This is a genomic window from Pseudomonas sp. S2_H01 (assembly GCF_054668305.1).
The window spans coordinates 2637535-2660422 of sequence record NZ_CP162756.1 but is presented as its reverse complement, the minus strand read 5'-3'; the positions used below and the strand labels follow the sequence as shown (position 1 = coordinate 2660422).

General features: G+C 60.8%; 16 protein-coding genes and 1 tRNA gene. 2 read left to right on the top strand and 15 right to left on the bottom strand.

What is annotated here, in order from left to right; genetic code table 11:
* The first annotated feature begins 49 nt into the window (after positions 1-49).
* On the top strand, positions 50-1027 hold the full coding sequence (locus AB4N84_RS11785; RefSeq protein WP_074752464.1) for a GGDEF domain-containing protein: 978 nt from the start codon (positions 50-52) through the stop codon (positions 1025-1027).
* A gap of 45 nt (positions 1028-1072) precedes the next feature.
* On the opposite strand, the gene AB4N84_RS11780 is transcribed toward AB4N84_RS11785, so the two are convergent.
* The 4 genes from AB4N84_RS11780 to gabD all read right to left on the bottom strand — a co-directional run bounded on the left by AB4N84_RS11780 (position 1073) and on the right by gabD (position 6100).
* Positions 1073-1513 carry a hypothetical protein gene (locus tag AB4N84_RS11780; protein WP_460046457.1) on the bottom strand — a complete coding sequence of 147 codons (441 nt, stop codon included), beginning with the start codon at positions 1511-1513 and terminating at the stop codon, positions 1073-1075.
* 188 nt (positions 1514-1701) lie between these two features.
* Positions 1702-2922 (bottom strand): HDOD domain-containing protein, encoded by a 1221-nt coding sequence (locus AB4N84_RS11775; RefSeq protein WP_460046997.1) that lies wholly within the window; start codon positions 2920-2922, stop codon positions 1702-1704.
* Between the two features lie 156 nt (positions 2923-3078).
* Positions 3079-4359 carry a 4-aminobutyrate--2-oxoglutarate transaminase gene (gabT, locus tag AB4N84_RS11770; RefSeq protein WP_074752467.1) on the bottom strand — a complete coding sequence of 427 codons (1281 nt, stop codon included), beginning with the start codon at positions 4357-4359 and terminating at the stop codon, positions 3079-3081.
* 298 nt (positions 4360-4657) lie between these two features.
* Positions 4658-6100: an NADP-dependent succinate-semialdehyde dehydrogenase gene (gene gabD / locus AB4N84_RS11765; protein WP_460046455.1), complete on the bottom strand. Its 1443-nt coding sequence runs from the start codon at positions 6098-6100 to the stop codon at positions 4658-4660.
* A gap of 340 nt (positions 6101-6440) precedes the next feature.
* Between gabD and AB4N84_RS11760 the strand changes: the two genes are divergently transcribed.
* Positions 6441-6517 (top strand) — tRNA-Arg (locus tag AB4N84_RS11760).
* A gap of 115 nt (positions 6518-6632) precedes the next feature.
* Here the strand turns inward: AB4N84_RS11760 and AB4N84_RS11755 are convergent.
* The 11 genes from AB4N84_RS11755 to tssK all read right to left on the bottom strand — a co-directional run bounded on the left by AB4N84_RS11755 (position 6633) and on the right by tssK (position 22883).
* Positions 6633-7358: a DUF4431 domain-containing protein gene (locus AB4N84_RS11755; RefSeq protein ID WP_460046454.1), complete on the bottom strand. Its 726-nt coding sequence runs from the start codon at positions 7356-7358 to the stop codon at positions 6633-6635.
* Between the two features lie 218 nt (positions 7359-7576).
* Positions 7577-8506: a type VI secretion system-associated lipoprotein TagQ gene (gene tagQ / locus AB4N84_RS11750; protein ID WP_074752470.1), complete on the bottom strand. Its 930-nt coding sequence runs from the start codon at positions 8504-8506 to the stop codon at positions 7577-7579.
* A gap of 83 nt (positions 8507-8589) precedes the next feature.
* Positions 8590-10314, bottom strand: coding sequence for a formylglycine-generating enzyme family protein (locus tag AB4N84_RS11745; RefSeq protein WP_460046453.1), 1725 nt, complete (start codon positions 10312-10314; stop codon positions 8590-8592).
* A complete protein-coding gene (locus AB4N84_RS11740; RefSeq protein WP_460046452.1) occupies positions 10307-11509 on the bottom strand; it encodes an ABC transporter permease family protein in 1203 nt (400 codons plus the stop codon). The genes AB4N84_RS11745 and AB4N84_RS11740 overlap by 8 nt, the downstream gene beginning before the upstream one ends.
* The gene (locus AB4N84_RS11735) at positions 11509-12225 is read right to left on the bottom strand and encodes an ABC transporter ATP-binding protein (RefSeq protein ID WP_460046451.1); all 717 of its coding nucleotides are present in this window, start codon (positions 12223-12225) and stop codon (positions 11509-11511) included. The genes AB4N84_RS11740 and AB4N84_RS11735 overlap by 1 nt, the downstream gene beginning before the upstream one ends.
* Positions 12225-15317 carry a protein kinase domain-containing protein gene (locus AB4N84_RS11730; protein ID WP_460046450.1) on the bottom strand — a complete coding sequence of 1031 codons (3093 nt, stop codon included), beginning with the start codon at positions 15315-15317 and terminating at the stop codon, positions 12225-12227. The genes AB4N84_RS11735 and AB4N84_RS11730 overlap by 1 nt, the downstream gene beginning before the upstream one ends.
* 11 nt (positions 15318-15328) lie before the next feature.
* On the bottom strand, positions 15329-16060 hold the full coding sequence (locus AB4N84_RS11725; RefSeq protein ID WP_460046448.1) for a PP2C family protein-serine/threonine phosphatase: 732 nt from the start codon (positions 16058-16060) through the stop codon (positions 15329-15331).
* The gene (gene tagF / locus AB4N84_RS11720; protein WP_074752476.1) at positions 16061-16714 is read right to left on the bottom strand and encodes a type VI secretion system-associated protein TagF; all 654 of its coding nucleotides are present in this window, start codon (positions 16712-16714) and stop codon (positions 16061-16063) included.
* The gene (gene tssM, locus AB4N84_RS11715; RefSeq protein WP_460046446.1) at positions 16711-20214 is read right to left on the bottom strand and encodes a type VI secretion system membrane subunit TssM; all 3504 of its coding nucleotides are present in this window, start codon (positions 20212-20214) and stop codon (positions 16711-16713) included. Before tssM ends, tagF begins: the two co-directional genes overlap by 4 nt.
* Positions 20211-21542, bottom strand: coding sequence for a DotU family type VI secretion system protein (locus AB4N84_RS11710; protein WP_460046445.1), 1332 nt, complete (start codon positions 21540-21542; stop codon positions 20211-20213). The genes tssM and AB4N84_RS11710 overlap by 4 nt, the downstream gene beginning before the upstream one ends.
* Positions 21543-21548: 6 nt before the next feature.
* Positions 21549-22883 carry a type VI secretion system baseplate subunit TssK gene (gene tssK, locus AB4N84_RS11705; protein ID WP_460046444.1) on the bottom strand — a complete coding sequence of 445 codons (1335 nt, stop codon included), beginning with the start codon at positions 22881-22883 and terminating at the stop codon, positions 21549-21551.
* Positions 22884-22888 lie beyond the last annotated feature (5 nt).

Sequence of the window (22888 nt, the reverse complement as noted above, 5' to 3'; positions counted from 1 at the left end):
TGGAGATGTTGTGGCTGTGCGCCGCACCTTATTTTGAGATGCAGTGCTCATGGACAATCAGACACCCCCTAACGCCATCCCCGCAGCAGCAGAAACCCTGTTGGCGCTGATGCACGCCCAGGCGGAAGTGGCGCGCTTGAGCGAGCGCGAACAGCTCTTCAGTTCATTGCTGGTCAGCGTCAACGCCGTGCTGTGGGCGTTCGATTGGCAGACCCAGCGCATGATCTACGTCAGCCCCGCCTACGAGCGTATCTTTGGCCGTTCGGCCGGGTTGCTGCTGGCCGATTTCGGCGAATGGCGCGACAGCATCTATCCGGACGACCTTGATTACGCGGAGCGCAGCCTCAGTGAAGTGCTGGAAAAGGGCTCCATCGAGGACCGCGAGTACCGCATCATCCGGGCCGACGGCCAGGTGCGCTGGCTGAGCGATAAATGCTTTGTCAGTCATCAGGCCGAGCACGGGCAGCGCCTGATCGTGGTCGGCATCGCCGAAGACATCACCGAAAAGAAGCAGCTCGAAGACGAACTCCAGCGTCTGGCGACCACCGACGTGCTCACCCAGAGCAGCAACCGCCGACACTTCTTCGAGTGCGCACAGCGCGAATTCGAACAGGCCCGTCTGCAAGGCACGCCAATGGCGTTCCTTCTTCTGGATGTGGATGACTTCAAACTCGTCAACGACACGTACGGTCACCAGGAAGGCGACATCGTGCTGCAGCGCATTGCAGAGTGCGGACGAAAGACGTTGCGCCGTGGCGATCTGTTCGGACGTATTGGCGGGGAGGAGTTTGCGGCGGTGTTCCCGGGCTGCGCGCCGGACATGGCCAAGCAGATTGCCGAGCGCCTGCAACGGGAAATTCAGCGACTGTCATTCCAGCGTGACGACAAAAGCTTCGGCATCACGGCCAGCCAGGGTCTGACCAATCTGGGCAATCAGGACCAGAGCCTGGAAGCCCTCTTCGCTCGTGCGGATGCGGCGATGTATCAGGCCAAGCGTCAGGGCAAGAATCAGATCGTATTGGTGTAAAGCGGGCGGTGATTGCTGTCCACACCACCGCCTGCCGTCCAGCCGTTATCGAATGCTCTTGATGCTGCCTTTGTTGCCGGTGACCTTGACGTTCACCTGCTTGAAGATGAAGTAGTCGTTGACGGTGACTTCATAGCGAGGGGCGACGAGCAGATCCGCACCTGAAGACTTCACAGCCTTGTAAGCCGCAGCGGCCTTGGCGTTCGACACCGGATCAGGCAGTGGCAGGCCCATGGCGGAGCCGCCGGCTGCACCATAGGTCACGCCGTCTGCGAACTGGTTATCGCCGCCCAACGCCAGCCAGCCAAACAGAATGTTGGTGGACGATTCGCCGCTGATGGCTTCGCCCACTTTCACGTCGGCTTTAAGGTCGGTTTTGACTTCGCCCGAAAGCGGCGCTGCGGGCTGGCTTACGTTGTAGCTCACGCAGCCACTGGTGGTCGCGATCAATGTGGCGACTGCCGCCAACGTCCATATTTTCTTCATGTGGATCTCCCCTCGTTCTTGATCAGATAGTTGCAGCGACGCAACTATAGGGAGGAGATCAGCTGATAAAAGTCAGGCATTTCCGAAAGAAAAGTCAGACGTGCCAACTGACAGCAGATGGAAATTTCACACACAAAACGCTCGCGAACGAGTTTTCTGCCGAAACGGATGAGCGATCTGTCGTCGCATCAAGCCACCAGCTTACTGCGTACCCTCTCAAGATCCGACACGTTGATCTTCAGCAGCCGCGCAGACTTGCTCTTGGCGAGTGCTTCTAGCGGGTCTTCTTCTCCCAACCGCCCCATCTGCCCGGCCAGGTTCATCGCCAACACTTCGCGGGTATAGACGCCGGTGTTGTATTGATAGACCGCTGCGATCAGTTCGCGTAGCTCCAAGGGCAGGCGCCATCGCGTGCGCAGCGCCGAACCGAACGCCGCCGCGTACTGCTCCAGCGCATGCGCAATGGTGGCATCATCCAGCGTGCCGCCGGCATGAACCCACTCTTGCAGACAGCGGATCACGGACAGATCCCCCAGCCCTCTCAGCAGCCCTGCGCAATAGCAGCGCTCGTGGTCCAGGTCCAGGGTGCGGGCCAGTATCCGCGCGTAACCGGCCGTTCGATGCGAGACATCCCAGATCTGACTCGCCTGAAGGATCAGCGCGGGGTCGGTCAATATCGCGCCGCGCTTGAGCGCCAGCCCTTGAACCAGGTTCGCGCTTTGCGTTGCCCCTAACGTCGCCAACGCTTGTGCCAATGTCTGCTGCGGTTTGCCCTGATGCTGCGAAGCGCTGTTAGCGGCCGCGATCAAAACAGCCGTTACGTGCGGGTCATTGATCAGCTCCAGCTCCAGCTTTTTGAGGTCGACGCCTGCCGATGTGCGGCTGCGTGCAATGACGTCGCGCACATCGACGTACAACGGGCCGCCGTCGGCCAGCTCACGGCGCTTGTCCAGAAACGCATCCAGACCCATGCCCGGCGCCAGTGCGGGCACCGCGCAGGCGACGTGCGCGCCGTCGGGCGAGAGCAGGACCGTCAGGCGCTGGCGCAGGCTGTCCATGTTCAGCGGTTTGGTCAAATAGGCGGTGGGCGCCAGTTGCACGGCTTCGCGCACACTGGCGCTGTCGTTGCGACTGCTCAACAGAATGAAACGCACGGGAGGCTGACGTTTGAGCATTCGCACGCCACGCAGCAGGGTCAGGCCATCGACGCCTGGCAGTTCGCGAGAGGCGATCACCAGATCGGGAATGAAACCGCGCATGAGCTCGACCGCCTGCTTACCTTCCAGGCACACATCCAGTTGTGCATCGCAACGCACATCCAGCACCAACTCGCTAAGCATCTCGCGAGTCCATGGGTCCGCTTCGGCAATTAACACGCGAGGTACAGCAGGTGCCTCTACGACGGTCATCATGACTCTCCAGCATCGGTCTCCGTACATTAGTCAAAGACCGGCGCCTGAGACAGACGAAAAGCGAATTTTCTGACGTCAATAAACGAAAAAACCTGCCGAAGCAGGTTTTTTCTAACGATTGGTCACATTTTGATCAATCGTGACCCCAGCGATTTAGGCGATTTCAGCGAAGCATTCTTCGATGATCTTCAGGCCTTTGTCCAACTGCTCGTCTGGCGAGGTCAGTGGAACCAGCACGCGCAGAACGTTGCCGTAGGTGCCGCAGGACAGCAGGATCAGACCCTTGTCACGCGCCTTGGCAACCACTTGAGCCACTGCCGCAGCGTTTGGCTTGTGGGTGTCGCCGTTTTCGAAGCACTCGAGCGCGATCATGGCGCCCAATGCACGCACTTCGCCGATGACAGGGTATTTCGCCTGAATGGCGCGCAGACCGGTGACCAGACGCTCGCCGACAGCCTTGCAACGGTCCAGCAGGTGCTCTTCTTCGAACACTTCCATGACCGCCAACGCAGCGGCGCACGCAATCGGGCTACCCGCGTAGGTGCCGCCCAGACCGCCCGGAGCAATGGCGTCCATGTACTCGGCCTTGCCACACACACCGGCCAGCGGGAAGCCGCCAGCGATGGATTTGGCGAACGTGGTCAGGTCGGCAGCAACGCCCATCTGCTCCATCGCGAAGAAGGTGCCGGTACGGCCAGCGCCGGTCTGCACTTCGTCAGCGATCAGCAGGATGCCGTGCTTGTCACACAGTTCGCGCAGGCGAGCCATGAATGCTTTCGGCGCCACGTAGAAACCACCTTCGCCCTGAACAGGCTCGATGATGATGGCCGCGATGTCTTTCGGCTCGGCGTCGTTCTTGAAGATGCGTTCGATGCTGGCGATGGAGTCGTCAACGCTCACACCGTGCAGCTCGTTCGGGTACAGCGCGCGGAAGATGCCGCCTGGCATCAGGCCCATGCCTGCGGAGTAAGGCACGACTTTACCGGTCAGGCCCAGGGTCATCATGGTGCGACCGTGGTAAGCGCCGGTGAAAGCAATCACACCAGCACGGCCAGTGGCTGCGCGAGCGATCTTGACGGCGTTCTCGACCGCTTCGGAACCGGTGGTGACCAGCAGGGTTTTCTTGTCGAAATTGCCCGGGACCTTGGCGTTAACCTTTTCGCACAGCTCAACGTACGGCTCGTAAGCCAGCACCTGGAAGCACGTGTGGGTCAGCTTGGTCAGTTGCTCTTGCACGGCAGCGACGATTTTCGGGTGCAGGTGACCGGTGTTCAGTACCGCGATACCACCGGCGAAGTCGATGAACTCACGGCCTTCAACGTCGGTAACGGTAGCGTTCTTCGCGTGATCGGCGAAGATCGGGTGAATCTGACCAACGCCACGCGGAACAGCGGCTTCACGGCGTTTCATCAAGGATGCGTTTGTTTTGCTCATGGTTTCCTCATTCACCGCTCATCGGGCGGCGTGGTTCAAGGATCAAGCAGCGGGGGTCAACAGCGGCAGCATACGATGATCGACTGTCGCGGCCTCCCGGCCACCAAATGGGTTTTGGTGCTACAAACACCTGCGGGACGTCGCTCTCGCGCCCCGCAGGTTGAATATCTTCCGTCACTTTGAAGCGTAGCGAGCGACGGTCAGGCAAGGCGGCAAGGTTCGAAAAAGACGGAGTTGGCTCCAGCCAATGAGTATTTTTTCGAACCTTGCCAACACAGCCTCACCGAGCGCAGTAGCTTCAAACAGAGAGGCAGAGGTATTTGATTTCCAGGTAGTCTTCGATGCCGTATTTGGAGCCTTCACGGCCCAGGCCCGACGCCTTGACACCGCCAAACGGCGCGACTTCGTTGGAGATCAGGCCGGTGTTGATACCCACCATGCCGTACTCCAGCGCTTCGGCCACACGGAATACACGGCTCATGTTCTGCGCGTAGAAATACGACGCCAGACCGAACTCGGTGTCGTTGGCCATCGCGATCACTTCAGCTTCATCTTTGAAGCGGAACAGAGGCGCCAACGGACCGAACGTCTCTTCCTTGGCAACGGCTGCGTCTTTGGGCACGTTAACCAGAATAGTCGGTTCGAAGAAGTTACCTTCCATGCTGTTGCCACCGCTCAGCACTTTCGCGCCTTTGCTCAGCGCATCAGCAATGTGTTCCTTGACCTTGGCGACCGCTTTTTCGTCGATCAGCGGGCCTGTGGTGGTGCCTTCGGTCATGCCGTCGCCGACTTTCAGCTTGGCCACAGCGGCCTGCAATTTTTCGGCGAATGCGTCGTAGACCGAATCCTGCACATAGATGCGGTTGGCGCAAACGCAGGTCTGACCGTTGTTGCGGTACTTGGAGATGATCGCCCCTTCAACGGCCTTATCCAGGTCCGCATCGTCGAACACGATGAACGGCGCGTTGCCGCCCAGCTCCAGCGACACTTTCTTGATGTCGTGAGCACATTCAGCCATCAGCTGACGGCCGATCTCGGTCGAGCCAGTGAACGACAATTTGCGCACGATCGGGTTGCTGGTGAGCTCGGAGCCGATGTCGCCCGCGCTGCCAGTCACCACGCTGAACACGCCTGCCGGGATGCCCGCGCGCTCGGCCAGTTCAGCCAGCGCGAGTGCAGAGTAAGGGGTTTGCGACGCGGGTTTGAGGACCATGGTGCAACCGGCAGCCAGCGCAGGACCGGCTTTACGGGTGATCATCGCAGCCGGGAAGTTCCACGGGGTGATCGCGGCGGTCACGCCGATGGGTTGCTTCAGGACGATCAGGCGCTTGTCCGGCTGATGACCAGGAATCACGTCGCCATAGACGCGCTTGGCTTCTTCAGAGAACCACTCAATAAAGGAAGCGGCGTAAGCGATCTCGCCTTTGGCTTCGGCCAGCGGCTTGCCCTGCTCCAGGGTCATCAGTTGACCGAGGTCATCCTGGTTTTCAATCATCAGCTCGAACCAGCGACGCAGCTTGCTGCCGCGCTCTTTGGCGGTCAGCGCACGCCAGGCGGGCAAGGCTTTATCAGCGGCTTCGATGGCACGGCGGGTTTCGGCTGCGCCCATCTTGGGGACGGTGCCCAGAATCTCGTTGTTCGACGGGTTGTTGACCTTGATGGTCTGGCCGCTGTCGGCATCGGCCCAGGCGCCATTGATGTACGCCTGCTGGCGGAACAACTTCGAATCTTTGAGCTGCATGTCGGCCTCCTAAACAGCACCGCGCAAGGCGGAGCGAATTATTGATTATTCAAAGGCGCCTCAGCCGAGGCTGCCGTCAGGAAAACATTCGCCGGGCCCCGCACGCACGGATCGCGAAAAGCGCGGGTGATCGAACGGGAGCGTTTGAAATCTCAAACGAATCCTAGGGACTACAGGGGTAAAGGACAATAGTCCGTTCGAAAAAAAGAACGCAAACCGTCGCATCGGCGAAAAATTCGGATCAACGCCCCCTCCAACATCCAGAAACGTGTGAAATCGACAACAGTGACTCGCCAGCATGGACGCACGCAGGCCAGATGAGTATCATGGCGCCCGCGTTGCACCTGTAGCTCAGCTGGATAGAGTACTGCCCTCCGAAGGCAGGGGTCGTGGGTTCGAATCCCGCCAGGTGCGCCATTTTTGATTTCAGGTCGTCAGAGACGTTCTGAGAATCTGCCCGATATAAAGAAGCCCGCCGATGTGCGGGCTTTTTTGTTTCTGCGGTGCGGCGGTGCGGCGTGCGCTGAAAACACTATTCCTCCGCATCACCCAACCCCAACACCACCTGCGCCTGATCCAGCCACACCGACTGGGGCTTTCCTCCCTCGGCCGTGTATTGAGCAAGCACCCAGCCGCCGTTGGCGATCACGGTCACGCTGACCGGCGTGCCTTGGGCGAGAAATTCCCGTTTGCTCGTGCACGTCGGGTTGGGTGCCTGATAGATCCAGGCCTTGCCGCCGATGATCTTGCCCTGCAGCGAGGGGCTGTAGGTTTCTTCGTGCATGCCGACTTTCTGGTTGAGCAGCTCGCAGTCGACCGGCGCGCCGGCCATGCCGCTCATGAGTTGCACTTGCTGCATCAAGACCTGCGTGTGGTGAAAGCCCGTGACGGCGCCGAACAGTGTGCCTTTGAGTACGACGGGCTGGTCGAGGTACGGACGCAGGTTGTCGTAATCGGTGGGTTGGAGGACCAGTTGCACCAGCGTCTCGTTGTCTTCGACGTCGATGTCGGCCTCGTTTTCGTTGCCTTTCATGCACAGCGGCTCGGCCAGCGACAGATAGAAACCCACTTGCGGCTCATCACCGGTCACCACGTCTTCAAATCCCGGAGGGCCGGGAAACACCTGACGGGTCAGGGTGCCGCTTAGGGTTGCATCGGCGGGTTCGTATTGATTGCAGGTGGCGGCCTGGGCCACGGAAAAAGGCGACAGGCAAACGACAAGGAACGGCAGAGCACGAAGACATGGGGTGACAGTCATAGAGGCAGCGTCCGGCAATACGCGAAGATTCATGCTCGTAGGTTAGAGAACTCTCCGACACTCGCCAGCTTTCCCGAGCAAGATTACAGGACAGGCACAGACGCCCACCCCGTTTGGGTCAATTCCTTGCGGTAATTGCTGGGCCCGGCCTTCACACGCCCTGTCAAACAGGCCCTGCTCACCAAGCGGGGCCTGTAGTGAAGCACTGACTCGCTATATCAAACGTTCGGGCAAGGCACTGGGGCCCAGTCGCCGAGGTCCGGGTTCTTGCACATGGCGTTGACTTGCGACTGACCGGTCGCTGCAACCTGCTGGCTGACAGCCTGCTTGGTTTTGGCGTCTTGCAACGTCTTCTCGGTGCTGACCGCCTCCTGAGGCACCTTCGGCAGTTTCTTCTTCACGGGGGCCTTCTTCTTGCTGCTCTTGGTGGTCACAGACGTTGTATCCGCAGCCGCGACGGTGGCGACGTCAGTACGCTGAACGCCGACGTTCTGCAGGTCTTTTTCATAGGCTTGGGTGTAGTTGCTGAGGTCTTCACCCGCGCGGCCGTTTACCGCCGTGATGAGGTCGTTGGACTCTTTCAGACCGGCGACGATTTCAGCCAGACGCTTGCGGCCTTCGGTGTCGTCCATGGTCTTGGCCTTGCGCGCCGAGAGCAGCTGGGTGAATTCGTTCTGATAGCACGACTGCGATGCCTTGGCGTACGCCGTGCTGCGGTCGATGTCGGCAGCGCTCTTGTTGATATCGGTCGCGTAGGAGCCAATACGCTGGTTGTCGTCGGCAATCTGCTTCTGCTTTTCGGTGTAGTAGCCGGCGGCACCACCGACCAGGGCGCCGCCTGCCGCGCCAATGGCGGCATTGCGTGCGCGATCCTCGGAACTGCCCACCAGCGCACCGGCCAACGCACCGCCCAAAGCGCCGACCGCCGCGCCACCGAAGACCGACTTGGTCGTGTCCGAATCAGTGTCGCGCAAGTGTTGCACCGGCTCGTAGCAGCTTGGGTAATAAGCGACTTTGGTGCTGGCGCCGACCTTGGAGACGGGCGAACTGGCACATCCCGTCATCAGTACGAAGCCAAATCCAGCGGCCACCAACAACAGCCCACGGCACTTGGGGGTCGAAATAACGGGTTTACGGGATAACTGCATGGTGATGCTCTCTTTTTTAGTTTTACAACGCCGGCGCGGCAAAGACCGTCCGGACTCCCTTTACGCTCGCTGAACGGCGGCCGTCATGGCTGAGCGGCCGACGCGAGCAACTCCTTCAAAATCGTCTGTGGGTCCGCGCGCCTCTGCTGGCGGTGACGCCCCACGTGACGAACGAATAATGTGGCGCGGGCCACCAGGCTCTTCCCCAGTACGGGCTTGCGATTGAGCTCTTCTTTCACGCGCTGGAACTGCGCCTGGATCACCGCGTCGGTGTAGCGGGTTCCGGTGGCAAGGTTGTCGATGTAGATGGCCACGGCGCCATCGAGCGCGCTGCTGCCGTTTTCGAGGGCCACGGCAAAAAGCCTGGCGCTGGCTTCGTCCTTGGCGTCGACGGCCTGCTTCCGGCTGTTTCTGAGGTTGGTCAGGCGGATGTTGTAGTTGTTGATGGTTTCAGCCACCAACGCCGACGACTGAATCAGGTTGCCCGCCGCCTCTTCACGCTGCTGAGCGATCAGCGACACATTGCGCTTGAGCTCTTCGTTGACCAGACCCAGCTCGGCTTGCAGCCGGGCATCAGTACTCTTGGAAATAATGCTGTCCAGACGTTGGGTCGGGTCTTGAGCATCGTCGATGGCATCGGTCAACGAGGCCAGACGCCCCTCTTTCTGCCATTGCTCGAAAAGCTCCTTGTAGCGTGAGCGAGGTGCGGAAAGTGCGCCAAGGGCGACTCGAAACCCCGTCGTTGCGTTGCGCTGCTCCGTACCATCGGCCGCGAACAGCGGGTACTCGCGCCGCATGCCAGTGAACAGCGTGCCCTCGCCTTCCAGGTAATTGCCGCCCTTGGCGACAAAGCCCCCATACGCCCCCTGCCGCCGCCCCGCATGCACCAGCTGAAAAGACTCCTGGACCATTTCGGCGGCGTTGCCAATGACGTCGAACAGGCCGATCGGGTTGGGCCGTTTCGTACCCACGGGCATCAACCGGGCCGCCTGTCCCGTACCGCCCGCGACCTGATTGAACACCGCCCAGTCGCCCAGCGGCCCGTCCTCTTCGCTGCCTTCGACCCGACGCGGGAACAAACGCCCTTCCAGCTCCTGGCGACTGACGGCCTGGCCGCCACGCGCTGCGTACTCCCATTCGACTTCGGTCGGCAGCCGCACAAAGGCGACGCCGCCATCGTCATCGTTTTTTGCGCGCCCGCTCACGGGCAATAGCTCGCGGCGGTGTTTCATCAACCAGGCGCTGTACACCGCCGAAAAACGCTCGGCCTCGAAGCGCGACAGCCTGACCTTGGGCAAGCGTCCGACCATGCCCTCGGGCGCTTCGCAGGTGGAAGCTGGCTCGCCACTGGCGAGCGATTGGGCCTGAGACATGACCTGTGCATATTGGCGTGCCGTGACCTCATACTTGCCGATGAAATACAGCATTGGTTTGAGCGGTGTCGCCGCGTCGGTTTTGGGTAACTGAGGACGGATGGTTTTGCGCCAGTCGGCAGACAGATCGTTGAGCGTGAACTGGCCGTTGATGAAGTCCCGACGATAGCCGGCAATGAACGACTGTTTATAGCCCGCTTCGCCTTCGCTGAACGGGTAACCCAGGCTGATCTCACGGTCATCCAGCGTGCCTTGGGCCAGGACATAGACGTAGCGAAAGACCATCTCACCGTCGCACGGCAGCGGCAGAACGACGTCATCTGCCAGCGGTTTCGGGTTATCCAGCGTGTCGCCGTCAGCCGCCATCGTCAGGGATGACAAGCCCAGGGCGGCACCGCACGCCAGTACAATGAACGTCCGTCGTAACTCAAACATCTCTGATTCCTTCCGACGCTTCGATACGCGCCACCTGCCAGCCACCCAGTGCCGCCGCCAGCGCGCTGGCACTGAGCACGGCGAATGCAGTCACGCAGTAATGACGTGCCTGCAAATGGCTGGCGTATTCACCCGGTATCTGCACGAACAGTGTGTTGATGCCCTGCTCGGCAAGACCGTAAAGCCCCATGCTGACCACCGTTGCCAACCCCCCGCTGTAGAACGCTTGCAGGACCACGAACAGCAGCAATGATCCGGTGCTGAAGCCCAGCAGCCGCAACACCGACAGCTCACGCCGTTTGCGCTCCACCGCCGCCAAAGCCCCCGCGAACACAGCCGCCACGGCCCCCGCCATCGCCAGCGCGGCGATGATCCAGAAGACGATGGACAAGTTGCGACTCAAGGACTTCACCTGAGCGATGGGGGACGCTTGAGTCGACACGAGCAGGTGGTTTTCGGCGAAATAAACCCGCAGCGGTTCGACGTCATCAAGGCTGCGGGCGTAGAGACGAAATGCGGGAAAGATGCGTTGTCCATCGACGGCAGGGGCATTGCCCGACCAACCAAAGGCCTCCACCGCGCGCCCGTCGCGGTAATCTTCCACGGCCTCCAGCAGCGCCATCGGGGCGAAGATTGCGTCGCGCGCGAATGCCTCCAGCGGCAGCACCGAAGTGATGTACAGCCGAGTCCGTTGCGCTTGGCGCTGGCCTGAAAGCTGACGGCTAAACGTCGCTTCGACCACGTCGCCAGGCTTGGCCCGCAGTTTCTCGGCAGCGGTCTGGCTGAGCGCCACCCGATCCAGTCCCGCCGGCGCCGCCACCTGACCGAGTAACGGATCACCTATCGCTGTGGGAATCATCTCGACGCCTACCACTTGAGCCTGTGTCGGCATCGACAGGTCGGCCGTGGCGGCAATCTGGCGGGTACGAGGGATGGCAAACGCCACGTCTGGTCTGCGTGCCAGCGCCTCAACAAAAGCGGCATTGAAACGCCCGCCGCCCATGGGAATCACTTCACGCACCTGCGGGTCACGCTCAAGGCGCTCCGTCAGGCTGCCCACCAATCCGGATTTCAACCCGAACAACACCAGCAGCGGCGCAATCACCGCCACCAGTGCCAAGACCGTGCACGCCGACAACCGGGCATCGGCGACGTAATCCTGCCAGGCGAGAGAAGCCACCAATGCGATTCGCATCAGAGATCACCTTCCAGCGTGGCGGTAATGCCGCCGTCATCGTCGCGAACGCAGGTGATCTGCAGCCTGTGCAAATCGGCTTGCTGAGCCAGATGCTCATCGTGAGTCGCGATCACGCAGCAGGCGTTTTGGGCACGAGCCTGATTTAACAACAAGCGCATGACACGTGACGCGTTCAATGGGTCGAGGGCAGCGGTGGGTTCGTCTGCCAGCAACAATCGAGGCTTATGTGCCAAAGCTCGCGCACAGCTCACGCGTTGACGCTGCCCCACCGACAGCGCCTGAGGCTTTTTGTCGAGTTGCTCACTGACTTCCAGCTGTGTCGCCAGCCGCTCGACGCTGCCGTCATCCTTCATCCCTAACAACTTGCGGGACAGGTCGATGTTGGCGCGAACGTCCAGATAGCCCAGCAGACCGCCGGTTTGCAGCACATAGCCGATCCGCCGACTGCGCAATTCGGCGAGACGATTTTGTTTCGCCTTGCGCCAAAGAGCGGCGATATCGACCGGGTGCTCTTCGCCAAAAAAGTCGAAGCGTTCTGAGTGATCCGGTGAAAGCACCAGCGCCAACAAATCCAGCAGCGTACTTTTGCCGCAACCGCTCGGGCCCACCAACGCCAGTTGCCGACCCGCAGCCAGCTCCAGTCGCGGAATTACCAGACTGTAACGCTGGCTGCCCTCGCCTCGCGTTTTGCGCACTCCTCGCAGGCTCAACATCACGGCAGCGTCGACAGCGGCACGCGATACAGCGCATCACCCGGCTCGGCATCGCCGAAACGGACCCAGTTAGCGAGGTCGTTGTGAAAGGTCTCATAGAGACGAATCTTCGAATCCAGCTCGTCGATGAAGTCTTCCTGTTCGGCCACGCTCAACGACAACCACAGATCCTGCGTCATGCTCAGCGATTTGCTGCGATACGGCAGCCCTTCCAGGTATTCGCCCAGCACACCGCTTTGTGCAAGGTTGCCGCCTTTGCGCAACCCCGACGGATCGCGGCTCATGTAGGCGCTGGCGCTGGCGACTTCCTGGAAGAAATCCTTGGGCGAACTTTGTGTCTTGCGCGCAGCGTCAACGATCAGCTTCAGCGATTGCTGCAAGTCGTTGAGCTGCAATTTGCTCAGCATTACGCACACCTGAAACGCAGGAAGCGCGGGATTTGTGAGGTCGCGGTCGGCGGTCCAGGCACTGACCAGCTGCGGCGCTCGTACGCCGGACTGCTGACCGAGGAAATCCATGCGCATGGCGTAACCAATCGCGGCTGATTTATCGGCCACCGACGGCGCGGCGGGTAATGACGGAGTAGCTTGCGGTTGATTGCTGCGCACCTGTTGAACCAGATCGGCGAACACCGAGCCGATCTCGGACACGCGCTCACCGAACTTCTGCACATCGCCACCCGGCACCGGCACGTAGAGATCGCCAATCTGTGGGTTCGCGTCCGCGGTCAACGTGCGGTACTGCTGCTCGGCGAATGCGTGGTTCCTGATGCCGGCGTCGGTTTTCAGATGCAGCGCATAAATCTTGATCTGCTTGCCCAGCGCGGCTTGACGCACCTCGGCCTCATTCATCTGAGTGCTGCTGTGAGGGTCGTTCTTGCGCAACGACCCCGCATCGCTCACCAGCAGGATCAAACGACCGCCATAGCCAGACCAGTCCATGCCGTTCACGGCCTGCATCACGCCCGCAAAAGCGTCTTCGTTAAACGAATGGCTGGAGACACGGGTGGCCTTGACCTTGCTAGCCAGCTCAAGAAAGCGCTTGGGATCACGGCCTTGGTCCAGCGTAATGAGCGTTTTGCTGATGTACTCCAGACCCGGCGTCTGGCTGACGTTATTGCGAAAGCCCACGAGACCGAAGCTGACGTTGTCCAGCTCGCCCCGCTTGGCGATCTGGTTTTGCAGCTCGGCGATGACGTCTCGGACCTGATCGATGTACGGCTGCATCGAGACCGATGTGTCAACGACCAGCACCACGCCTGTGCGGAACACGTCCTTACCTGCGGACGCCTTGATACGCTCGCCGGACGCGTTCCTTTGCGGGGCGGTCCCTGGATCTATGGAGGCCACGTTCAGCAGTTGAACGGGCTGTCCGTTCTGGTCAAAGGTCTCTTTGGCGTCGAAGATCGGCAAGAGGTAAAACTGACGTTGCGGAACCGCCTTGGCTACGGGCTCCAGGGCCAGGACCTGATGCGTGTCGTCTGCGTTTTTTTGCGCATTGAGCAACAGCTTTTTCGCAGCAGAAGGATCGGTTAACAGCCGCTCCAACTGACTGGGCTCACGCAGAAACATCGCTGGAGAGCGGCCCGATCGCTCGCTGAATGTCAGCACCAGACTCTGCTTCCACTCGCTGACCTGCTCCGCTGGCAACCACCCCTCGCTACGCCCGTCGCTGGCGGCCCCGACGCGCAGCCATGGAACGCCGTTGACGTTTTTGCGCTGGTAGACATAGAGCACCGAGAACGCCGGAAGCGACGACTCGCCCGCCAAGGCCCCTGCGTCGGAAGAAAGACGCGCGTCAGGCTTGCTCAAGACGCGTTGAAACAGTGTTTTCTTGTTCGCCATCAGCAGCGGGCGATCGCCTCCATCGGCATCCGGACCGGATGAATAAGTAGCCGTAGCGGGCGATCCAGCGGACGACGTGTTGTATGGGGGCACCACGCCGGGGATCAGAGCGACCGGCGTGTCAGCGACAACCGATTGGCTCGGCGTGACCGAAGCCGTTGGTAACACAGCCGGATTGTCGGCACTCAACCACCCGTAACCACCCGCTCCCAAACCCAATGCAGCGACCACGGCAACAGCGAGCAGTGCGATGACCGGCCCCTTGCGCTGCTCGGACGTATTTGAAGATACGCGCACGGGCTCTGGGTGTACCAACGGATCCGGGGCCCCGGAGGAAGTCGCCGGAATGTCGATAGACACAGGCGTCAAGCCACCCAGCTCGTCCGTGGACGGCCGACCAGGCATGTCGGTCGACGGCGACGGCAGCGAGCGCACCATGGTCGCGTCCGGGTTTTCCGGAGGCAGATGGTCCAGCGCGGCAATCAGCCCGGCCGCATCGGCAAACCGGTCTTCACGATCCTTGGCCAGGAGTCGAGCGAGAATGTGCTGGTAGCGTCCATGGTGAATCGGCAGCTCGGGCAGCGGCTCGGTCAAGTGTGCGAGCGCCGTGGAAAGAGCGTCGGTGCCGTTGTAAGGCAGTTTGCCGACCAGCATTTCGTAGAGCACGACACCCAGCGCATACAAATCTGCGCGTCCATCTATCTCAAGGCCACGTGCCTGTTCCGGGCTCATGTAGCTCGGCGTACCCACGGCAAAACCGGCCTGCGTGAACTGCGTTCGATCATCCAGCGATTTGGCGATACCGAAGTCCGACAGCACGGCCGAACCGTTGGCGCGAAACAGAATGTTGGCCGGTTTCACATCTCGGTGGACCAACCCTTGCGCATGGGCATAACCCAGTGCCGAGGCGATCTGGCGCACGTAGGTCAGGCTCTGGTCGGTACTCATGCCCGCAGCGATTCGCTCTTTCAGCGTGCCGTTGGGCAGGTACTCCATGGCCATGTAATAGAGATCGCCAACATTGCCGATGTCATGAATGGTCACGGTATGCGGGTGCGACAGCCTTGCCAGCATCTTGCCCTCACGCAGAAAGCGCTCGCAGAACGTAGGGTCGGCAGCCAGCGTCGCAGCCATGATTTTCAGCGCGACCTTGCGCTCAAGCGAGCGCTGCGTGGCGAGATAAACGGTGGCCATGGCGCCTTCGCCAACCTCGCCGTCTATGTCGAATCCAGGGATCAATATGTCCATAGCGTGGGTCTTCAAGAAGCTTTCACGACGATGGCCGTGATGTTGTCGGGGGCACCCCGAGTCAGTCCCAGATGCACAAGGCTGCGGACCACTTGATAGGGGTCGGCATGTCCCAACACATCGCAAATTTCGCGATCTTCTGCGGTCTTGTTGAGGCCATCGCTGCACAGCAGATAGGTGTCGCCAGGCTGAACGTCGAGATTGACCATCGCCAGGTCCAGCGTGTCTTCGACGCCGATGGCACGGGTGACGATGTTCGCGCGCGGATGCACGCGGGCTTCGGCTTCGCTGAGCAGACCGCTGTCCTGCAGCTCCTGCACATAGCTGTGATCCCGGGAAATGCCCTGCAATTTGCCATCGCGCAGCCGATACAGGCGGCTGTCACCCGCCCATAGGCAAACACCCTGATTAGACTGGGCCGCCAGCACCACCACGGTGCTGCCCATCAGGGTGACTTCGCGCCTCAGGGTTTCTTCTCGCACCGCCGCGTTCACTTGGATCAGTGCGGTACGCAGTGCACAGGTGTAAATCGCCAACGATTCCGATGGCGAAACGTGACGCAGGCTGTCGACGATCAGACTCGCGACATAATCCCCCGCTGCATGCCCGCCCATGCCGTCGGCGATGGCCCACACGCCGTTTTCAGGTAATTCCAGAAACGCGTCTTCATTGATCTGGCGCACCAGGCCGACATGGCTATAGCTGGCAGAGCGGTAACGGATACTTTCAGGCAGTGCGGACATCTAGATTGATGCTCCTTGTCCCAGCAAATAACTGCCGAACTCGGCGGCATCAGGCAGCCCCGGGCAGCGCATAAGTCCGGGAGCAATACGTTCGCAGCCCCTGCCCCACCAAAGGCTGGCCCCCACGCATGCGGTTTCGGCAAGCGCCCGGTGACGTGCTTGTGGGTCACTCGCGCCAGTGCGCTGCAGCCCCGCGAAAAGATGGATGGGCTCACAGGCAGTCGTCGGCAGAAAACCGAGCACGGAAACACTGTCGTCGAAGGCTGAAAAATCGGTGTCCTCTTCCAGCGTCGCCAGCATCAGGGCTTCGACCTGCTCGAACCAGCATTCAGGCGCACTGACCAACGCCGCGAGGGACTGGTCAGGCTCAATGGTCTGCGCGATGGTCAGCGGAAAATAACGCCCGACCCGGTCGATGCTTGGCATCAACACACCCACTACGGCTTGCGGGCCGCACACATCGGGCGCCAACACAAAACGCCACAGAGGGCTCACCAGATAAGCGTCGAGCCAGTCCGCGCCGAGCTGTTGTTGGCTGACATGCAATCCGGCCGCAAGCCACGCGTCCCAAGGTTCAACAAAACTCTGCGGCAAGCCGCGACTGACAAAGTCGCCGCGACTGGCCAACTTGCCGTAAAAACCAAGCGTCGTCATAACCGCTCCGGCAGACTGAAGCCGCTCAACACACGGCTTTTGAACGGATTGAAAGCGCTGTTGGCACGTAGCTCGTAGGAAATACTGGCGTTGTCGACGCGCAGCCGCAGGTTGAAGCGATCAGGCGACCCGCCGCTGACCAGATCTGATCGCTCCAGCAAACGGAACCAGGCCCATGGGCCATCCAGGGTGATACCCGAACGACCGCTGGCGGCAGGTGGTGAAATCGACAGGCGTACGACGCCGATACTGTCAGGGTTAGGCCACTGCATCGCGACCGGACGACTTGGCCCGTGGTCGTAGCTGATCTGCTGGCCGTCAAGATCGAGCAGAAATTGCGTGATCGAAGCGTCCATCGCCACCGGCTTGAGCTCGAATCGTACGGTCGGCTGTACCCCGCCAGAGCGGAAGAACGCATCGCGGATAGCGGCCGCGCGCTGGAACGTCTGCAGCACCGAAGCATTGATCCCCAGCTTTTGTGCGGCACCCGGCTGCCATCGCCAGGCTGAGGCAGACGTATCGACGTAGCTTTGCAGGTACTTGCGGAAGTAATTGTCCATCACACCGCCGACGCCGAAAAACTGGCCGAAGTCGTCGAGTGTGGCATCACGTGCGCTATCCGGCGCCAGGGGGTACCGGCCACTCAGCGATTGGCGATAAACGCTCACCACATCGCTGACCCATGCTGCGTTCAGCTGATTGCGAACCCCGCCCATCATGGTATTGGTCGTCGAGCTGACAACCGATTTGATCAACCCTCGCACCGCAGGCGGTTGTCGGTCGGCATTCAGGTTTACCCGAGTGGCCGCTGCGCTCGCCGAGTTCTTTGCCTCGCCCAGCAACGCCTCGCCGCTGGCACCGACCATCGCACTGACCTGCACGTACAAGGCGTTCATGTCAGCCAGCAAACCATCAATAGCAGCGGGCTCACCCTCGCCTTGGCTGACAAAAGCGTTGAGCTCGGCAAAGTGTGAGGAGAAAGGGTCATCGACACTGGCAGGCGTTGCGAAAGCGCTCGCGTGCTCCTGTCCCAGTATCGAACCCAGTCGTTGCTTGAGCTGATCGACTCCGCCCTCAACCTTTTTGCCTTGCTCGGCCAGCAGCTTGTCTTCCTGCTGCAGGTTGGTTTCTTTGGCGACCGCCACCAACAGTTTTTTCAGCGGAGACGCGGGGCCTGAGATCACCCGTAGCACGTCGGCAGCCTGCGCCACGCTGGTGATCGGCACGAAATCGACGTCAGCCAATAACGCATCCCAGTGACGCTGGTAATCCTGGAAGTACAAGCGACGTACATCGCCTGCGAGGCTTACGGCATTCTGTTGATCCGCACGATCCAGTCCTAACACCCATTGCTCTTCCGCCAATGTTCCGGCCTGACTCAGGCTCGCCGCCAGAAACACTTCGCGATAACCCTTGGCCGTGAAGAAACCACTTAACGGGTCACCCAAGGGCTTGCCGCTCTTGCGTGCGAACACCAGCGCGGCGTCACGCCCGCCGGCGTCGGTCATTCGGAAAGCCGGGACACTCTCCGGCAGTTTCTGCCGCTTCACCCGGTCATACACCCGCTGCGCAACCGGCAATTGTTGCAACTGCCGACGCAAGTCATCGATCAGCCGCTGATCCAGACGCGCAGTCGGCGGGTGGCGCTCGAAAAGCGCCTGCAAATGCTCGCCCAATGGCTGACGCTGATCAGGCGGCAGATCACGGGGCAGACTCTGATCCCAGTCCAGCGCGACCCAGGCCTTGATGAAATCGGCGTCGTAGTGATCGCGGTCAGCAAGCATCAGGTAGGCCTTCAGCCCTTCATAAAGGAAATCCGAACTGCCACCGCTGCGCAGTTGCTCTTCCACGCGTGTAACCAGACGCGGGGCGAACACGGCGATCAGCAGCTTTCGATACACGCTGCCGGATTCGGCCTCCAGCATGGCGCCCTGATACAGCCCCAGGCCCCGCGACATTCCCGGCGGGTCGCCTGCCAGACTGCGCACGGCGTTCAGCAAAGGCAGTACGGCCAGAACGTCACGCTGAGCCGGACTCAGGCTCTCCACGCTCAGCCCCAGCGGCGCGACTTTCTCATTGACCTGAGTGATGTAAGCCTGGTTGGCGCGATAGCTGATCACCCAGAGCGTGCCGACCAGCAGTACCGCCGCGACGGTCATCGCCAATGCGGAGCGGGCGAGCCATTTGCGTCGGCGCTCGACTTTCGGATTCACGCCTACCAGCCCACGCTCTGCGAACGCCACCGCAGTAAACAGTTTTTCAATGAAGTAGCTGCGTCCGGTTCCGGTCTGCCGCGCCAAATGCTGGCGGTCCAGATTCATGCTCTGCGCCATCGCACCGATCAAACGGTCAATCGGGCTGCCTTCCTGAGTGCCGCTGGTGAAGTAAACGCCTCGCAGCAACGCGCGGTCTTCAAACGCATTGGGCTGGAACACACCGTCGAGGAAGGTCTTCAGGGTCTCTTTGAGTGCACCGAATTGCTGCAGGAACCCATAGATCAGATCCCGCCGAGCCGGATCGCGCTCTTGCTGCAAGCGCTCCACCAGACGCGCACTCAGCCGCTGTTCTAGCATCGCAAACTCGCTGAGAAAGTCCGCAAGCGGGCCATCGGCATGCTTGCCGTCATCAAGGGCGAACGTCATGCCCCAGACCTGCTTACGTTCCTCCTTGCTCAGGGCGTCGAAGAATTCCATGAAGCCAGGCACCAGATCGAGCTTGGTGAGCATCACGTAGATCGGGAAACGCACGCCAAGCTGGCTGTACAGCTCTTGTATCCGCGCCCGAATAGCCACGGCGTGTGTGGTGCGCTCAGCCTCACTGCCCAGCAAAAGGTCGGACAGGCTGATGGCAATGAAGGCCCCATCGACAGGTCGCCGCGAGCGTTGGGTTTTCAATAAGTCGAGAAACCCTAGCCAGGCCGCTTTGTCGACCGGGGCATGGCTGTCCTGTGTGGTGTAACGCCCGGCGGTGTCGAGCAGCACGGCTTGATCGGTGAACCACCAGTCACAATTACGCGTACCACCGACCCCGCGAATAGCGCCCGCACCCATCTGCGCCGCCAGCGGAAAGTGCAGGCCGGAATTGATCAACGCGGTGGTTTTACCCGAACCCGGCGGGCCGATGATCACGTACCACGGCAACTCATAGAGATTGCGTCGTTCGTCACCGCCCAGTTGGGCTTTTTTCAACAATTTGAGCGCGTCGTCCATTCGCTGGCGCAAGGTCGCAAGCTCTTCAGCAGTGGCGATACTGGCAGGGTCGGGTGCTGCTTCTGCGGCCAGACTTTCCAGCACTTTTGCCGCATGAAGTCGGGCCTGAACAATGCGAAAGACTCGCCAGACGATCCATGCTACGAACAGCACAACGATCAACGCCCAACGCCGGCCTTCTGGCACCAGCACGTCAAGCAGCGGACCGACGAACCAGATGATCAGACTCAGCGCGATCAGGCCGAGAACCGGCACGACCCAGCGAAGGAAAAAACCAAAAAACGCCTTCACTCGACGCCCTCCGCCATTACAGTGATTTCAACCCGGCGATTCTTTGCGCGCCCTTCGGCTGTGGTGTTAGGCGCGAGCGGTTCGGTATCGCTGCGCCCCTCGGCGGAGAAACGCTCCGGCTGGCCCGTCTTGGCGGAGAGCATCTGTAGAACCTGCTCGGCCCGCGCCTGGGAAAGCGCCCAGTTGGAGGGAAATCGAAGGGTGGCGATGGGACGGTTGTCACTGTGGCCGGTGATCCGTACCTGACCTTTGACTTTGCGGATCGCGTCGGCGATGCGCAGCATCAGCGGTTGAAAGTCGTCGACGATGGTCGCGCTGCCGGACGAGAAAATCTCATCGCCTCGAATAGTCACCACCGATCGGTCGACGGCGTCTTCAACCACCACGCGGTTAGCCTTGATGTCTTCGACCAGAAACCCTGCCAAACGAGGCCGCTCGACGACCCTGGGCTGCACCACTGCAGGCGTGATGGCTTGCACGGGAATCTCGCCCAGCGCATGAATGCGTTTGAACACCGGCTCCGCATCGGCAGCCAGCTTGAGACGTAACCCAAACAACAGCAGTAACAGCAGCGCCAACCCGATTGCCACGCCGACCCAGGGCGGCATGAACTGCGACAAGCGATCTCGTACCACTGCCAACCCGCGCCAATGCGGCGACAGTTCACGTTCGAACTCGCCGCGAGCCCTGCGAATCGCTGCGCTGGTGCGCTCACGCAGGGCTTCCAGCTGGCTGCGGCCATCGTTCATGACGCGATAGCGGCCTTCGAAACCCAGGCACATGCACAAGTACAACAGCTCAAGCAGATACAGGCGTTCACGTGGGCTTTGCAAGCAATGCTCCAACAGCTTAAACACCTTCTCGCCGCCCCATGCTTCGTTGTGGACGGTAATCAACAGGCTCTGCTTGCCCCACTCACTGCTGCTGCCCCATGGCGTGCTGAGTACGGCCTCATCGAGAGCTGCACACAAGGCATAACGCGCGAGCATCACTTCATTGCGCACCACGCCCGTCGCTTCGGCGCGTTCTTCAAACTGGCGCAGATACGCGAGCAACTGGGCGCGCAAGCTGGCGGGGGCCGGGTGCGCGATGGTGCTCCGCAGTCGGGTGAGCAATGCGAGCAATGGAGCCGCAGCGGCTTCCAGTGGATTCAAACCTTTCCCCTGCCCGGTGGGTAAAGGCGCAGCAGGCATCGACAACGGTGGTGGCGGCGGTGAGGAATCAGCGCGACCGGCAGACTGCGGAGCGCGTCCACCCGGTCGCGGCATAAACTGGGTGCGATCGCTCGCCGGCAACGGAGGGTTGAAGGGTTCGTCGTGGGAAGGCATCTCGCTTTATCCTCGGATGGCCCAGAAGGCCAGGTTCAAGCCGGGGAACTCGCCCGCGATGTGAAACGCAAACCCACCGGAAGTCGCAAACTGCGCCCAGCACTCACTGCCACGATCGAGCTCGTAATAGGTAGAGCCCGCGTGAAACGGAATCTGCCGCGGGGCCACCGGCAACGGCAAGAGGTTCACGCCGGGGAGCTGCAGGTTGACCAGATCACGGATTTTCTCCACTGAACCGATCTTGCTCTGTTGAGCAAAACGCCCGCGCAACGTCTCACTGGGCATGTCGGCACGGACGACGAGGACGAAACTGGCGTTGTCGATCAACGTGCGGTCCGCAAGCATCGCAACATGAACGCCATAGGCTTTTTCGACGATGGGAATCGGCGTGGCCTTGCTGTCAATCAGCATCGAGAGTGCCTCACGCAGCGCCTGCATGACGGGAGCAAAGCTCGCAGCGAGATCGTCGTGCTGGTAGCGCAAGAACTCTTCCGGCCTGCGCCCCGACGTAGAAAAGGTCGCGAACTCGCCTGCCAGGCTCACCAGTTCGCTGTAAAAACGTTCCGGGTGCAATGGACTCAGCTGAGTCAGGTGGCTGACTAAGGGTTCGGCTCGATTGACCAGTTGCAAAAGCATGAAGTCCGCGATTTCCGAGGCACCGCCAGCGCCCGAGGCGACCACCCGCCCTGCCAACGCCTCGCCACGCTGGTGCAGCAAACCCAAAATCTCGCTGCGAAAAGCGGTCAGCGGTTTGGAGACCGTCACATCGAGGATGGGCGGGATGTAACTCTCGTCGACAACCAGCGCCCGATCCGCGCGTTTTTCCTTGATACTGACCAAACCGATCGCGGCGTAATCGCCAAGCCCGTCCTTGTCGGTCAACAAACGCAGGGCTCGCGCGCCGACGGCCACCGGTGCACGGTTCTCAAACGGAGCGTTATCGTCCCGAACTTCGCGGACCTGACTGACAAAGCGTGCGCCGCCAGGCGTCTCACCCTCATCGACCGTGTCGCGCTGCCCGGCGCGCTTGAGCGGCAAGGCCAGATACACCAGACCGTCGCGCAGGTCGTCGTCGATGTTCAGCGGGCTCGGGGCCAGATCGTCCTGGGGAATGTTGAACGGCGTGCCATCCGGCAACAATCCGCGCGCCGTCACGATGGCCAGCTTGCCTTGAGCCAGCAGACCTTGATCCAGCAACAGCTCGGAAAAGCCCCATGCTCCGGCCGACAACGGACGGCTGCGGGCGTCGATGAGATTTTCGAGGTAACGGTCATGCTGCTGAAAGTGCTGTGTTCCGATGAACATGCCTTCCGACCAGACCACACGATTGTTCCAGGACATGGATT

Bases quoted from the DNA above. Each gene is read 5' to 3' on its own strand.
- AB4N84_RS11710 (WP_460046445.1), bottom strand. From the start codon at position 21,542: ATGCCTTCCCACGACGAACCCTTCAACCCTCCGTTGCCGGCGAGCGAT.
- AB4N84_RS11735 (WP_460046451.1), bottom strand. From the start codon at position 12,225: ATGTTGAGCCTGCGAGGAGTGCGCAAAACGCGAGGCGAGGGCAGCCAG.
- AB4N84_RS11740 (WP_460046452.1), bottom strand. From the start codon at position 11,509: ATGCGAATCGCATTGGTGGCTTCTCTCGCCTGGCAGGATTACGTCGCC.
- gabT (WP_074752467.1), bottom strand. From the start codon at position 4,359: ATGAGCAAAACAAACGCATCCTTGATGAAACGCCGTGAAGCCGCTGTT.
- AB4N84_RS11725 (WP_460046448.1), bottom strand. From the start codon at position 16,060: ATGTCCGCACTGCCTGAAAGTATCCGTTACCGCTCTGCCAGCTATAGC.
- AB4N84_RS11780 (WP_460046457.1), bottom strand. From the start codon at position 1,513: ATGAAGAAAATATGGACGTTGGCGGCAGTCGCCACATTGATCGCGACC.
- AB4N84_RS11755 (WP_460046454.1), bottom strand. From the start codon at position 7,358: ATGACTGTCACCCCATGTCTTCGTGCTCTGCCGTTCCTTGTCGTTTGC.
- AB4N84_RS11775 (WP_460046997.1), bottom strand. From the start codon at position 2,922: ATGACCGTCGTAGAGGCACCTGCTGTACCTCGCGTGTTAATTGCCGAA.
- gabD (WP_460046455.1), bottom strand. From the start codon at position 6,100: ATGCAGCTCAAAGATTCGAAGTTGTTCCGCCAGCAGGCGTACATCAAT.
- AB4N84_RS11730 (WP_460046450.1), bottom strand. From the start codon at position 15,317: ATGGACATATTGATCCCTGGATTCGACATAGACGGCGAGGTTGGCGAA.
- AB4N84_RS11785 (WP_074752464.1), top strand. From the start codon at position 50: ATGGACAATCAGACACCCCCTAACGCCATCCCCGCAGCAGCAGAAACC.
- tagF (WP_074752476.1), bottom strand. From the start codon at position 16,714: ATGACGACGCTTGGTTTTTACGGCAAGTTGGCCAGTCGCGGCGACTTT.
- AB4N84_RS11745 (WP_460046453.1), bottom strand. From the start codon at position 10,314: ATGTTTGAGTTACGACGGACGTTCATTGTACTGGCGTGCGGTGCCGCC.
- tagQ (WP_074752470.1), bottom strand. From the start codon at position 8,506: ATGCAGTTATCCCGTAAACCCGTTATTTCGACCCCCAAGTGCCGTGGG.
- tssK (WP_460046444.1), bottom strand. From the start codon at position 22,883: ATGTCCTGGAACAATCGTGTGGTCTGGTCGGAAGGCATGTTCATCGGA.